Origin of the sequence: Streptomyces sp. BK022, assembly GCF_004217355.1 — a bacterium.
In the GTDB taxonomy this organism is placed as follows: domain Bacteria; phylum Actinomycetota; class Actinomycetes; order Streptomycetales; family Streptomycetaceae; genus Streptomyces; species Streptomyces griseoluteus.
Genome location: NZ_SHKU01000005.1, coordinates 170,776 through 184,247 on the forward strand (window position 1 = coordinate 170,776; position 13,472 = coordinate 184,247).

General features: G+C 73.6%; 11 protein-coding genes. 5 read left to right on the forward strand and 6 right to left on the reverse strand.

Annotated elements, in window-relative coordinates:
* Nucleotides 1–30: 30 nt before the first annotated feature.
* The 3 genes from EV284_RS21890 to EV284_RS21900 all read right to left on the reverse strand — a co-directional run bounded on the left by EV284_RS21890 (nucleotide 31) and on the right by EV284_RS21900 (nucleotide 3,138).
* Nucleotides 31–342 (reverse strand): helix-turn-helix domain-containing protein, encoded by a 312-nt coding sequence (locus tag EV284_RS21890; RefSeq protein ID WP_165425628.1) that lies wholly within the window; start codon nucleotides 340–342, stop codon nucleotides 31–33.
* 47 nt (nucleotides 343–389) lie between these two features.
* Nucleotides 390–641 (reverse strand): hypothetical protein, encoded by a 252-nt coding sequence (locus tag EV284_RS21895; protein ID WP_130336831.1) that lies wholly within the window; start codon nucleotides 639–641, stop codon nucleotides 390–392.
* An 88-nt stretch (nucleotides 642–729) separates the two neighbouring features.
* A complete protein-coding gene (locus EV284_RS21900; protein ID WP_130336833.1) occupies nucleotides 730–3,138 on the reverse strand; it encodes a GH92 family glycosyl hydrolase in 2,409 nt (802 codons plus the stop codon).
* 163 nt (nucleotides 3,139–3,301) lie between these two features.
* Here EV284_RS21900 and EV284_RS21905 point away from each other — a divergent pair, with 163 nt between their 5' ends.
* On the forward strand, nucleotides 3,302–3,535 hold the full coding sequence (locus EV284_RS21905; protein ID WP_130336835.1) for a hypothetical protein: 234 nt from the start codon (nucleotides 3,302–3,304) through the stop codon (nucleotides 3,533–3,535).
* 219 nt (nucleotides 3,536–3,754) lie between these two features.
* On the opposite strand, the gene EV284_RS21910 is transcribed toward EV284_RS21905, so the two are convergent.
* Both EV284_RS21910 and EV284_RS21915 read right to left on the reverse strand, forming a co-directional pair.
* Nucleotides 3,755–5,359 carry an AMP-binding protein gene (locus EV284_RS21910; protein WP_130336837.1) on the reverse strand — a complete coding sequence of 535 codons (1,605 nt, stop codon included), beginning with the start codon at nucleotides 5,357–5,359 and terminating at the stop codon, nucleotides 3,755–3,757.
* Entirely contained in the window at nucleotides 5,356–7,029 is a 1,674-nt protein-coding gene (locus tag EV284_RS21915) for an AMP-binding protein (protein ID WP_130336839.1), read from the reverse strand. The genes EV284_RS21910 and EV284_RS21915 overlap by 4 nt, the downstream gene beginning before the upstream one ends.
* A 146-nt stretch (nucleotides 7,030–7,175) precedes the next feature.
* On the opposite strand from EV284_RS21915, the gene EV284_RS21920 reads away from it, so the two are divergent.
* From EV284_RS21920 to EV284_RS21935, 4 genes are all read left to right on the forward strand, one after another.
* On the forward strand, nucleotides 7,176–8,000 hold the full coding sequence (locus EV284_RS21920; RefSeq protein WP_130336841.1) for a LuxR C-terminal-related transcriptional regulator: 825 nt from the start codon (nucleotides 7,176–7,178) through the stop codon (nucleotides 7,998–8,000).
* Between the two features lie 186 nt (nucleotides 8,001–8,186).
* On the forward strand, nucleotides 8,187–11,024 hold the full coding sequence (locus EV284_RS21925) for a LuxR family transcriptional regulator (protein WP_207229103.1): 2,838 nt from the start codon (nucleotides 8,187–8,189) through the stop codon (nucleotides 11,022–11,024).
* A gap of 236 nt (nucleotides 11,025–11,260) precedes the next feature.
* The gene (locus tag EV284_RS21930; protein WP_130336843.1) at nucleotides 11,261–12,052 is read left to right on the forward strand and encodes a serine protease; all 792 of its coding nucleotides are present in this window, start codon (nucleotides 11,261–11,263) and stop codon (nucleotides 12,050–12,052) included.
* 232 nt (nucleotides 12,053–12,284) lie between these two features.
* Nucleotides 12,285–12,725, forward strand: coding sequence for an SRPBCC family protein (locus tag EV284_RS21935; protein ID WP_130336845.1), 441 nt, complete (start codon nucleotides 12,285–12,287; stop codon nucleotides 12,723–12,725).
* A gap of 106 nt (nucleotides 12,726–12,831) precedes the next feature.
* Here EV284_RS21935 and EV284_RS21940 read toward each other — a convergent pair whose 3' ends face one another.
* Nucleotides 12,832–13,470, reverse strand: coding sequence for a LysE family translocator (locus EV284_RS21940; protein ID WP_130336847.1), 639 nt, complete (start codon nucleotides 13,468–13,470; stop codon nucleotides 12,832–12,834).
* Nucleotides 13,471–13,472 lie beyond the last annotated feature (2 nt).

Below are 13,472 nucleotides of genomic sequence, written 5' to 3' on the forward strand. Positions count from 1 at the left end.
TTGTTGAAAATTCTGGGTTACCGGGCGGGCTCAGCGGCCCTTCTCCCGGTTGAGGTAGTTGTAGATGGTGAAGCGGCTGACGCCAAGCGCCCCCGCCACGGTCTCCACGCCGTGCCGCACGGCGAAGGCGCCCCGCGCCTCCAGCGTCCGGACGATTCCCTGCTTGGCCTTGCGGTCCAGCTCGGCCAGCGGCCGCCCCTCGCGGCGCTCCAGCGCGGTGAGGATGTGGTCGAGGGACTCCGCGAGCTGCGGCAGCCGTACGGCGACGACCTCGGCACCCTCCCAGGCCAGCACCACGTCGTCCGGGCCGGCCTCGCCCGGCGGGAGGAGTTCACCGCCCATGGCGTCCACGAGGGGGCGCACGGCGGCGACGAAGGGCTCCTCGGCGGTCACCTACCGTCCTCCCCGACCACGTTGACCTGGAGGGATATCCGGGTCGCCCCGGCCTGAAGGCTCCGCCGCAGCAGCGCGTCCACGGCACTGAGCACCCCGTCCGCACCGCCCTCGGCCATGGTGCCGAACGGCCCCACGTCCACCGTGTCCAGCCCGCCGCCCTCCACGACCTCGCGGGCCGCCACCGCGTGCGCGGGCGGGACGTCCAGGTCGAAGGGTTCGGTGGTGAACTCCACTCGCAGTCTCAACTCTGCCCCCAGGTCTCGGTCGTACGACCCTAGTGGACGCCCCTGCGAACCGGCCCCGCGCGGCAGCGGCCGCGCGGGGCCGGTGAGGTCACTCGGGCAGGTGCCCCGTCGCCCAGCCGGTGTCGGGGGCGGTGGTCAGGGCGAAGTCCAGCCTGCCGCCGTCGAGCGCCTCGCCCGGGGTGAGCCAGGAGCGGTTCACCGGGTGCCCCTCGCGGTGTACGGCGGCGGTGTAGACATGGGTGTCGTCGGCCTCGGGGGCGGTGATGACGAGGTCGGCCCGGCCCGGCCGGACCAGGGTCGCCTTCGGGAACACCGGGGCGCCGAGCAGCAGGACGGCGCTGCCGGGGGTCTGCGGGTAGAGGCCGAGGGCGGAGAAGACGTACCAGGCGGACATGGTGCCGAGGTCGTCGTTGCCCGGGAGGCCGGCGGGGCCGGTGGCGTAGACGGTGTCGAGGATCCGGCGCACCGTCGCCTGGGTCTTCCACGGCTGCCCGAGCGCGTTGTAGAGCCAGGGGGCGTGGATGCCGGGCTCGTTCGTGGGGTCGTAGCGCAGGGGGTCGCCGCCGCGTACGGACCAGGAGCCGTCCGGGTTGTGGAAGAAGCCGTCGAGCCGGGTCGCGGCCGCGTTCCGGCCGCCCATCGCGCCGGCGAGCCCCTGGACGTCGTGCGGCACCATCCAGGTGTAGGTGGCGCTGGTGCCCTGCGCGAACCCGAGGTCGCTCGCGGGGTTGAAGGGCGTGATCCAGGTGCCGTCGAGCTTGCGGGCCTGGACGTGGCCTGTGGCGGGGTTGAAGACGTTGCGCCAGTAGGCGGCGCGGTCGGTGAAGACCTTCGCGTCCGCGTCCCGGCCGAGCCCGCGCGCCCACTGTGCCAGGGAGAAGTCCGCCACCGCGTCCTCCAGGGTCTCCGCCGCGCCTCCCCAGCAGTGACAGGCGTCCTGGGGTGCGTAGTGCGAGACCAAGTACTGGGCCAGGTTGGGACGTTGCCCCTCGCACTGGCCGGGGCAGCCCGCGTCGGACAGGTCGTCCGGCGTCGGGACGGTGGCCTGGCGGACCAGGGAGGTGTAGGCGCCCCGGTAGTCGAAGTTCCGGACCCCCATGGCGTAGAAGGTGGCCAGGGTGGCGGCGGACGGGTCGCCGGTCATCACGTGGGTGGCGCCGCTGATGTGCACCCAGCGGTCCCAGACCCCGCCGTTCTGCCGGGCGAAGTTGTAGAGCGACTGCGCGAAGTCGCCCGCCACCGTGGGCCGGAGCAGCGCGAGCAACTGGATCTGCGCCCGGTACTGGTCCCAGCCGGAGAAGTTGCTGTACTGCGCCCGCTGCCCGCGCGCCGTCCGGTGCACGGCCTGGTCCATGCCCCGGTAGCGCCCGTCGGTGTCGCTGATCAGGTTGGGCTGCATCAGGGAGTGGTAGAGCGCGGTGTAGAACGCGGTACGCCGGGCCGGACTGCCGCCCTCGGCGCGTACGGTGCTCAGCTCGCGGTCCCAGACCCGCGCCCCGGCCGCGGCCACGTCGGCGACGCCCGCCCGTGCCGGGATCTCGTGGCGGAGGTTGGCCTCGGCGCCCGCGAGGCTGACGTAGGAGATGCCGAGCCGCATGTGGACATCGTTGTCAGACGCCGTGTCGAAGCCGACCCAGCCGCCGGAGCCGCGTCCGGCGCGGTCGGCGCCCGTGGCGTAGCCCTCGCCGCCGGAGGCCGTGGTGGAGCCGGGCGACAGAGTGCCGTCGTGCCAGGTGCCGGTGGTGGCGAAGGCCCGGTCGAAGGTGGCGCTGAAGTGGAGCCGGTAGTAGCTCTTGCGGTTGTTGGTCCCGCCGTTGGCGCGGCGGCCGCAGAACGCGCCGGTCAGCACCCAGCCGGTGACCTTGCGGTGGGCGGCGTCGATGTCGATGTGCGCGTCCTCGCTGCCGTTGAGCGAGTTGGAGACCCGGAACAGCAGGCTCGCCGGGCGGCCCGCCGGGAAGGCGAAGTCGGCGACCCCGGCCCGCCGGCTCACCGCGAGGTCGGCGGAGGCGCCGGAGGCGAGGCCGAGGGTGTAGCGGCCGGGTACGGCCTTCTCGTCGGCGTGGGAGAAGTTCGCCGCGTAGACGGCGTCCTTGGTGTCGGCGGACGGGGAGGACGTGATGTCGCCCGTGAACGGCATGATCGGGATGTCCCCGGCCGCGCCGGGGTGGCAGCCGGCGCCGTTGACATGGGTGAGGCTGAGACCGCGTATCCGGGTGGTGTTGTAGGCATACCCGTTGGCGGCGCCGGTGCTGGTCTGGTCCCCGGCGGTACTGGTGGGCGACCAGGCGATCATGCCCTGGGGCAGGGTGGCGCCCGGGAAGGTGTTGCCGCCGTTCGCGGAGCCGATCAGCGGGTCCACCAGCGACGACAGCGGCTCCGGCCCGCTCGCCGCGACGGCCGGGAAGGGGGCCGCCACGGCGAGCGCGGTGGTGACGGCCGTGACGGCCGTCCTGGTGCCGAGCCGTCTCACGGCGCGTAGGAGAGCGTGGCGCATGCGTCGGGTCTGCCTTTCCGTGGGAAGCATGGGGCGCCGCGAGGCTAGAAGCCCGGCCGGTGCCGGGGAAGAGGGCGGGGGGCGGCGGCCGGTGAATCCTGGGCGAATTCTCGGGCCCCCTCGTCGAGTAGCGGCGCCGCCCGATCCGCAGGACGCTGAAGCCATGGCCGATCCGACGCGGTATCCGCACATCGTGGTCCACCCCCCGGCGCTCGACGGCTCCCGCCGGGTCACCGAGGGTGAGGTCACCCTCGGGCTCGCCTCCCACCTGGACGACGTGATCGAGATCCTCCGCCTGGCCGACCTCGACCGCATCGAGGTCGAGGAGAGCGACCTGATCGACTGGATCGGCGGCGGCCCCGACGACTGGCCCGGGCTGTCGGAGCACGAGCTGTGAGGCAGCGGGTGGCCCGAGGCGTGAGGACGCCCGGCTCCGGGGGCCAACCTCAAATCAACCTCTGAAGACCGCCCGAAAGGCTTCAACCGCCGTCGGGAGAGGGCAGATTGAGGGTGCGAGGTCCCGCCGGGACGGGGGTGGCGGGCCTTGCGGACGGGGGACTTGTGGGGCGCGGTTCCGGCCGGAAGGCCACGGGGGCGACCGCGCCCCGCAGGCATGTCAGGAGTCGTGACCGCGGCGCAGTTCCACCTTGCGGACCTTGCCCGACACCGTCATCGGGAAGGCGTCGAGGAGCCGGAGCCGGCTCGGGATCTTGTAGTGGGCCAGCCGGTCCCGGCAGAAGGCGCGCAGTTCGTCCAGCGTGAGCGGGTCGGCCGGGTCGAGCGGGATGACACACGCGAGGACCTCCTCGCCGTACCGCTCGTGCGGCACGCCGACCACCTGGACGTCCCGGATCCTGGGGTGGGCGTAGAGGAACTCCTCGATCTCGCGCGGGTAGATGTTCTCGCCACCCCGGATGATCATGTCCTTGATGCGGCCGACGATCTCCACATAGCCGTCCTCGCGCATCAGGGCGAGGTCGCCGGTGTGCATCCAGCGGCCGGCGTCGACGGCCTCGGCGGTCTTCTCGGGCTCCTCCCAGTAGCCGAGCATGACGCTGTAGCCACGGGTGCACAGCTCGCCCGTCCCGCCACGGGGCAGGGTGCTGCCGGTGGCCGGGTCGACCACCTTGACCTCCAGGTGCGGCAGCACGCGGCCGACCGTGCCGGTGCGGTGCTCCAGGTCGTCCTCGACACGGGTCTGCAGGGAGACCGGGGAGGTCTCGGTCATGCCGTAGCAGATGGACACCTCGGCCATGTGCATCTCGGCGACCACCCGCTTCATCACCTCCACCGGGCAGGGCGAGCCCGCCATGATGCCGGTGCGCAGGGTGGAGAGGTCGTACTCCGCGAACTCGGGGAGGTTCAGCTCGGCGATGAACATCGTGGGCACCCCGTACAGCGAGGTGCACCGCTCCCGCTGGACCGCCTCCAGGGTGGCCCTGGGCTCGAAGGACGGGGCCGGGATGACGATGCAGGCGCCGTGGGAGGTGGCCGCGAGGTTGCCCATCACCATGCCGAAGCAGTGGTAGAAGGGGACGGGCACGCAGATCCGGTCCTGCTCGGTGTAGGCGACCAGCTCCCCCACGAAGAAGCCGTTGTTGAGGATGTTGTGGTGGGAGAGGGTGGCACCCTTCGGGAAACCGGTGGTGCCCGAGGTGTACTGGATGTTGATCGGGTCGTCGCAGGACAACTCGGCTTCCCGCGCCCGCAGTCGCTCGGCGGGGAACCCGGTGCCGAGCGCGGTGAACTCCTCCCAGCCCGGGTCCCCGAAGTACACCGTCCGCCGCAGTTCCGGCAGCTTCGGGCGCACTTCGTCCACCATGGCCCGGTAGTCGCTGCCCTTGTGCCCGGTGGAGGCGAACAGCAGGGAGACCCCTGCCTGCCGGAGGACGTACTCCACCTCGTGGGTGCGATAGGCGGGGTTGACGTTGACCATGATCGCGCCGACCCGCGCGGTGGCGTACTGGACGAGCACCCACTCCGCCCGGTTGACCGCCCAGACGCCCACCCGGTCGCCCTTGGCCACCCCGGCGGCGAGCAGCGCGCAGGCCAGCCGCTCGACGTCGGCGGCGAACTCGGCGTAGGTCCACCGGCGCCCGGCGGGCACGTCGACCAGGGCCTCCCGGTCCGGCCAGGTGGCCGCCGTGCGGGCGAGGTCGGCGCCGATGGTGTCACCGAGCAGGGCGGTGTCGCCGGTGCCGTGCGCGTAGGAGAGGGTCACCGGAAGTCCTCCTCGCGGTACTCGTCCGCCGAGCCCGCGGCCGTGGCCTCGCGCAGCTCGATGCGGCGGATCTTGCCGGACACGGTCTTGGGCAGCGGCCCGAACTCCAGCCTGCGCAGCCGCTTGTAGGGCGCGAGCACCTCACGGGAGTGCTCGAAGAGCGCCTTCGCGGTACCGGGTCCGGGCTCCCAGCCCTCGGCGAGCACCACGTACGCCTTCGGCACCGAGAGCCGGAGGTCGTCGGGCGCGGGCACCACCGCGGCCTCGGCCACCGCCTCGTGCTCCAGCAGCGCGCTCTCCAGCTCGAAGGGGCTGATCTTGTAGTCACTGGCCTTGAAGACATCGTCTCCCCGACCCGTGTAGTAGACGTACCCGTCGGCGTCGCGGGAGCCGATGTCGCCGGTGCGGTAGTAGCCGTCGGCCATCGCCTCGGCGGTGCGCCCGGGGTCGCCGTGGTAGCCGGTCATCAGGCCGACGGGGCGCGCGGAGAGGTCGAGCGCGATCTCGCCCTCGGTGGCGCCGGGCGCGCCGGTGACCGGGTCGAGGAGTTCGACGCGGTAGCCGGGGCTGGGCCGGCCCATGGAGCCCGAACGCAGCTCCTGGCCGGGGCTGTTGGAGATCTGTACGGCCGTCTCGGTCTGCCCGAACCCGTCCCGTACGGTCACCCCCCAGGCCCGCCGGACCTGTTCGACCACCTCGGGGTTGAGGGGTTCCCCGGCGGCGACGGCCTCGCGGGGCGGAGTGGCGAGCTGGGTCAGGTCGGCCTGGATCAGCATCCGCCACACGGTGGGCGGCGCGCAGAAGGTGGTGACCCGGGCCCGGTCCATCTCGGCCATCAGCCGGGCGGCGTCGAAGCGGGAGTAGTTGACGACGAAGACGGTCGCCTCGGCGTTCCAGGGTGCGAACAGGTTGGACCAGGCGTGCTTGGCCCAGCCGGGCGAGGAGATGTTGAGGTGGACGTCGCCGGGCCGGAGGCCGATCCAGTACAGGGTGGCGAGATGACCGACCGGGTACGAGGTGTGGGTGTGCTCGACCAGCTTGGGGCGGGCGGTGGTCCCGGAGGTGAAGTACAGCATCAGCGGATCGTCGGCGAGGGTCGGCCCGTCGGGCAGGAACCCGCCGGGCACCGCGTAGGCGTCCTCGTACGGCTCCCACGCCTCCTCGGGCAGGCCGCCGACCGAGATCCGGGTGTAGGTGCCCGGGACCTCGTCGAACTTGGCGGTGTCCTCGGCGCGCGCGATCACATGCGCGACCTCGCCCCGGTCGACCCGGTCCCGCAGGTCGGCGGGGCCGAGCAGCGGGGTGGCCGGAATGACCACGGCACGCAGCTTCATCGCGGCGAGCATGGTCTCCCACAGCTCGGCCTGGTTGCCGAGCATGACGAGGACCCGGTCCCCCGCGCCGACGCCCAGCGCCTTCAGGTGGTTGGCCACCCGGTCGGAGCGGTCGGACAGTTCGGCGAAGGAGAGCCGGGTCTCGCTGCCGTCCTCCTCCACGATGTGCAGGGCGGTGCGGTCGTTGCCCTCCGCGATCACGTCGAACCAGTCCAGCGCCCAGTTGAAGTGCTCGAACCCGGGCCAGCGGAAGCCGTCGTAGGCACCCTGGTAGTCCTCCCGGTGCTCCAGCAGGAAATCGCGGGCGCTGCGGAACAGCTCCGTCGGGGTCGTCATCCGTGTCCTCCTCGCTGCCGCGGCCGTCCACCGCCGCCGCACTCCCGCGTCCCGGACCATTGCCGGGCGGCTCTCCCCCATCGTCTAATCCGTGATGCGGGTCTCACCACCCCCGAACGGGGGTGGCGGCACGAAGGAGCGAGAAGGTGGCAGCAGATGCCGTGGCGACGGCGGAGATTCGGGGTGCGCTCGCCGGGCTGCGGCGCGCGACGGGACTGCCGGTCGCGTTCGGCGGAGCGGTCGGCCCGGGCGCGGCGCAGATCCGGATCAGCGAGCTGAGCGGCACCGCCACGGGCGCGCTGCGCTCGCTGGTGGTGACCTCCGGCACCGGGCTCGGCGGCCGGGCGGTGGCGCTGGGCCGGGCGTGCGCGGTGCCGGACTACTCCAGTTCCCGCCGGATCAGCCACGAGTACGACGCTCCGGTGGCCGCCGAGGGCCTGCGCTCGGTGCTCGCGGTGCCGCTGGTGGTACGGCACCGGGTGCGAGGGGTGCTGTACGGCGCGCTGCGCACCCCCCAGCCCCTGGGCGACCGGGCGCTGGGCGGTGCGGTGGCGGCGGCCCGCGAGGTGGAGCGGGCGCTCGCGGTACGGGACGAGGCGCGGGGTCTGCTGGCCGCGCTCCGGCCCGCCCCACCGGAACCGGGGGCCCGCCAGGAGCACGTGCGGGAGGCACACGCGGCGCTGCGCGCGCTGGCCCCGCGCATCGCGGACCCCGAGCTGCGCGCCGAACTGCTGGCGGCCTGCGACCTGCTGACCGCACCGGCCCCGCACGCGAGTCCGGCGCTGGCCCCGCGCGAGCTGGACGTGCTGACCTGGGTGGCGACCGGTGCCACCAACGCGGCCGTCGCCGACCGGCTGGGCCTGCGCCCGGAGACGGTGAAGGGCTATCTGCGCGCGGCGATGCGCAAACTGGGCGCGCACACCCGGGGGGAGGCGGTGACGGCGGCTCGCCGGGCCGGGGTCCTCCCCTAGGGGCCGGAACCGGACACTCCGGTCCCCGGGCAACCGCCGGCGAAACATGCCATTCACATAGGCCCGCTTTGAATTGCACGATGCTTGACGGGCTGTTATTTCCCTCACCACGACTTCTCGCCGAATTACGGGCTCCGTTGCCTAGAATTTGGCCCGGACACGACACACGAGGGGAGCGGGCGAACCGTGCGACGGGACTTCCAGGAGCCTGCCCGATGCCGCCCCGACCTGCTCATCGGCCGCGAGGAACTGTTCGCCGACGCGAAGGAACAGCTCTCCTCGGGCGGCAGTGTGCTGGTGCACGGCCCGGCCGGAATAGGGAAATCGACCTTCCTGCGGGCATTGGCCGAGGAATACGGTGCCACCGCGCACACCGTGTTGCGCTGCTCGGCCACCGAGTCCGAATCGCATCTGCCCTTCCTCGCCCTGGCCGACCTCCTCGGGCTGGTCCTGGACGAGATCGCGCCGCACCTCCCCTCGGCCCAGCTGACCGCGCTGGAGTCAGCGCTCACCGGCCGGGGCGAGTCCAGCCTCCAGCGCGACGGCCTCGCCCTGCGCCTGGCGGTGCTCTCCGCCCTGCGCGCCCTCGCCTCGCGCGGGCCGGTCCTGCTGGTCGCCGACGACCTCCAGTGGCTCGACCCGGCCAGCGCCGAGCTCCTGGGCTTCGCCGCCCGCCGCCTGGGCGGCACCCCGGTGCAACTGCTGTGCGCGGTACGCACCGAGGGCCCGGAGAGCCAGGAGTACGACCGTCATCTGCGCGCCTGTCCCCCGGACACCGCCGCCGTCCGCCTCGGCCCCCTCAACCGCGCCCAGGTGGCCCGGCTGCTCGACCACCGGGGCCACGGCGCGCTCCCCCGCTCCACGGTCCGCGAGATCCACCGCACCAGCGGCGGCAACCCGCTGTTCGCGCTGGAGCTGAGCCGCGCGCTCGCCGACAGCCCGACCCCGCCCCGGCCCGGCGAGCCGCTGCCGGTGCCGACCTCGCTGCGCGCCCTGGTCCTCAGCCGGCTGGACATGCTCTCGGTGGAGGCCCGCCGCACCCTGCTGGTGGCCAGCGCCGGCGCCCGCCCCACCCCGGCCCTGCTGCACGCGGCCGGCCGGGAGAACGCCGAGGCGGAGTGCGCCCAGGCCGCCGAACTCGGCCTGCTCGCCACCGAGCCGGAGGCTCCGGCCGTCCGGTTCGCACACCCCCTCATCTCCGCCGCCCTGTACGCCGAGGCACCCGCGCCGGAGCGGCGGGCCGCGCACGCGGCCCTGTCCACCGCCGCCTCCGACCCGATCGAGCGCGCCCGCCACTTGGCGCTCGCCACCACCGGCACCGATCCGGAGGTGGCGGCGAAGCTCGCCGGGGCCGCGACTCTCGCCCGCGACCGGGGCGCGCCCTCGGTCGCCGCCCAGCTCGGCCTGCTGGCCGCGCGCCGCACCCCGGCCGACGGCGTGCCCGGCGCCGAGGAGCGCCGGCTGACCGCCGCCGAGGACGCGATCACGGCCGGCGAGGTCGACCTGGCCCGGGACATCGCCCGCGAGGTGCTGAGCCGTACCACCGTGGCCGCCGAACGGGTGCGGGCCTGGATCGTCGTCATCGACACCGCGGGGCACACCATGGCCGAGGTGGACGCCGTCTTCCCCCAGGCACTCGCCGACGCCGGGCAGGACCCCCGGCTGCTGGCCCTGGTCAACTACCAGCTCGCCTGGCGGGCGCTGATCGTGCAGGGCGACTTCACCGAGGCCCGTACCGCCGCGGCGCACGCGGCCGCGCTGGCCGAGCACGGCGGGGACCGGCGCACCGAGCTGATGGCGCTGGCCTTCCAGGCGCAGACGGAGACCCTGATGGGCCATCCGGAGGCGCCCCGCACCATCAAGCGGGCACTGCGCGAGCCGCAGGACGCGTCGGTGGCGTGCCATCACAACGGGGCGGGCAGCGCGCGGTTCCGCTGGCTGGTCATGGGCGACCGGCTGGCCGAGGCGCGCGGCACGGTGACCGCGCTGCTGGGCGAGGTGCGGCGGCGGGGTTCGGTGGAGAGCGAGGTGCACTTCCTGCGCGGGCTCGCCGAGACCGAGCTGCACGCCGGGCACTGCGGGCGCGCGCTGGAGCTGGCCCGCGAGGCGCTCAGGCTCGCGCGGGACTCCGGGATCGGGGAGACCGCCTCCGCCATGCTGACCTCGATGGCCGAGGCGTCCGGCGGGGACGTGGGCCGGGCGCTGTCGCTCGCCCACGAGGCGGTGGAGCACGCCGAGCAGGACGGCGACCAGATGTACCTCTCACGGGCGCTCGCCGCCCTCGGGTACGCCCAGCTGGTGGCCGGGGACGCGGCCGGGACGGTGCGCGCGCTGCGCCGGGTACGCCGTCTGGAACAGGACCTCGGCATCACCGACCCGGCGCGCGGCCGCTGGCAGGGGGACCTCGCGGAGGCGCTGGTCCGCATCGGGGAACCCGCCGAGGCGCAGGACCTCATCGACACCAGCCGGGAGCACGCCGAGCGCCTCGGCCGGGCGAGCGTTCTCGCGGTCCTGGACCGGGCGGAGGCCCTGGTGCGGGCGGCCCGCGGCGACCGGGAGGGCGCGGCAGGCCGGCTGACGTCCGCTCAGGACCGGCTCACCGGACTGGGCTACGGGCTGGAGGCGGCCCGCGCCGCGTTCGCCCTGGCCCAGCTCCGCGCCCGTTCCCCGGAGGGGGTCCGCCGTAAGGGCACCGTGTACGACGAGGCGACCCGGCTGTTCCGGCGCTGCCGGGCGCTGCCGTGGCTGGGCCAGGTGGACGAGGCCCGCAGCACGCCGGAGCCCGCGTCGCCCCTGTCCGTGCCGGGCGCCCCGGAGACGCTGGACGCGCTGGCGGGACTGGCCGCGATGGAGCGTCAGGTGGCCGCGCTGGTGATGGAGGGCGCCACCAACCGGGAGATCGCCGCACGGCTGTTCGTGAGCGTGAAGACGGTGGAGGCGACCCTGACCCGGGTGTACCGGAAGCTGGGCATCCGCTCACGGGTGGACATCGTCCGATTGGCCGCAGGTCGCCGCGCGAAGTGACGGCGCCCCCGGTTAACTGAGCCGGACCGAGGGTTTTCCCTCCCCTGACCCCCTAGGGGGTTCCCTCATTGGGAGGCGGGAGTTCCGGGTCCTAGCGTGAGGGGCGTGCCGCTCGCCGGGCACACGGGTTCGGAATCCCGCCCCTCTCCGCTCCACCGGAGTCGGGGGTGCCCCGTCCCCGTGCACCACCCCCACACCCGCGCGAACCCCACCGGCAACCCCCACTGAGGAGACTCATGTTCGGGCTCAGACGTGCCAGAAAGACCGCCGTGACCGTGCTGGCGACCGCCGCCGCCGCGGCGACCGCGCTCGTGGCCGCCCCCGCGGCGAGCGCCGCTCCCCAGCCCATCGTGGGCGGCACGACCACCACCACGACCGCGTACCCGTACGTCATGCAGATCACGGACGCGTCCGGCAGTCAGTTCTGCGGCGGCACCCTGGTGTCCGCCAAGAAGGTGGTCACGGCGGCCCACTGCATGGTCGGCGAGTCGACGAGCAGCGTCCGGGTGGTCGGTGGCCGCACGTACCTGAACGGCACCAACGGCACGGTGAGCCGCGTCAGCAAGATCTGGATCAACCCGGACTACACCGACGCCACCCGCGGCGACGACGTGGCCGTGCTGACCCTGTCGACGTTGATGCCGTACACCCCGGTGTCCTACGTCTCCTCCTCCCAGACCGGTGTGTACGCGGCCGGCACCACGGCCCGCATCCTCGGCTGGGGCACCACCTCGGAGAACGGCAGCTCCTCCAACCAGCTTCGGACCGCGACGGTGCCGACCGTGTCCGACTCCAGCTGCCGTAGCTCCTACGGTTCGGACTTCGTCCAGTCCGACATGGTCTGCGCCGGACTCACCTCCGGTGGCGTCGACACCTGCCAGGGCGACAGCGGCGGTCCCCTGATCATCGGGGGCGTCCTGGCAGGGATCACTTCTTGGGGCGAGGGCTGCGCGGAGGCCGGTTACCCGGGGGTCTACACCCGGCTGACCACCTTCTCCAGCCTGGTGACCGCGCAGGTCAACTCGTGACCCGGAAGATTTCCCGAGCACGCTCGGGTGCATGACCAGGGGGGCGCTGCGAGCCACCACGAGCGGCCCGCAGCGCCTCCCTATCCATGGTTCGTGAGGGCACGCTCCGGGGGCGTGCCGGCGGGCGTGCGGGGACCCGCGTGCGCCGGTGGCACTCCGGTCCATCCGCCGGGCAGGTGATCCGCCGGGGTGAACCCCCAGGTGGCGTACGGCGATTCCCTACGATCGGGGCGTGTCTCTCTTCACGCTCGAACGCACCGTCCCCCTCTCGCCCGCCGAGGCGTGGCGCCGGCTCACCGACTGGCCCCGGCACGGGGTTCTGGTCCCGCTCACCCGGATGACGGTGGTGACGCCCCCGCCGACCGGGGTGGGCACCCGCATCCTGGCCCGTACGGGTGTCGGCCCGCTGGTCTTCGACGATCCGATGGACATCACCGTGTGGCGCCCTCCGCTGGAGGGCGAACCCGGGTTCTGCCGGCTGGAGAAACGCGGCCGGGTGGTGCTCGGCTGGGCGGAGATCGAGGTACGGCCGGGGCCCGGCGGCCGGGCCCGGGTGGTGTGGCGGGAGGAACTGCGCGTGTCCTTCCTGCCCCGCGTCTTCGACGGCGTGGTGACGAGCGCCGCGCAGTGGATGTTCGGACGCGTGGTGAACGGGCTGCTCAGGCAGGAGTGAGCCCTCGGCCGGCCGCGCGGGGCCGTGAGGGTGCGTCTGGCTTGGGGGCGGGGAACTCGCAGCGCCGGGGAGATCGGGGCGCGTGGGACTCGGGGCGCGTGGACCGTCAGTCCGTACGGCCCGTGACCGCGACCGTCACCCCGAGCCCGACCATGGCGAGCCCGCCCGCGCCGCCGACGGCCGCCAGCCGGCGCGGTGAGCGGGCGAACCAGTCCCGCGCGGCCGAGGCGGCAAGCCCCCAGACGCTGTCGCAGACGAGCGCGATGGCGTTGAACACCAGCCCGAGCAGCAGCATCTGGAGGGGCACCCGGCCCCGGTCGGGGGCGGTGAACTGGGGCAGGACGGCGGCGAAGAACACGATCGTCTTGGGGTTGGCCACCCCGACCACGAACCCGTCCATGAGGGTGCGCGGCCCGCTGTGCGCCGGGGCGTGCGGGGTGAACGCGGCCCGCAGCGAGCCGCGCCGCCGCCACGCCGTGACCCCCAGGTACACCAGGTAGGCGGCGCCCGCGAGCTTGAGCACGGTGAAGGCGAGGACCGAGCGTTCCACGACCGACCCGACACCGAGCGCCACGGCCGCGACGAGCACACAGGCGCCCAGCGTGTTCCCGAGGACGGTGGTGAGGGCCGCCCGGCGCCCGTGGGTGAGCGCCCGGCCGACGACGAACAGCACGCTCGGCCCCGGCACCACGATCAGCAGCAGGGACAGCGCGGCGAAGGCGAGAAGCCGGTCGGCGGGAAGCATGG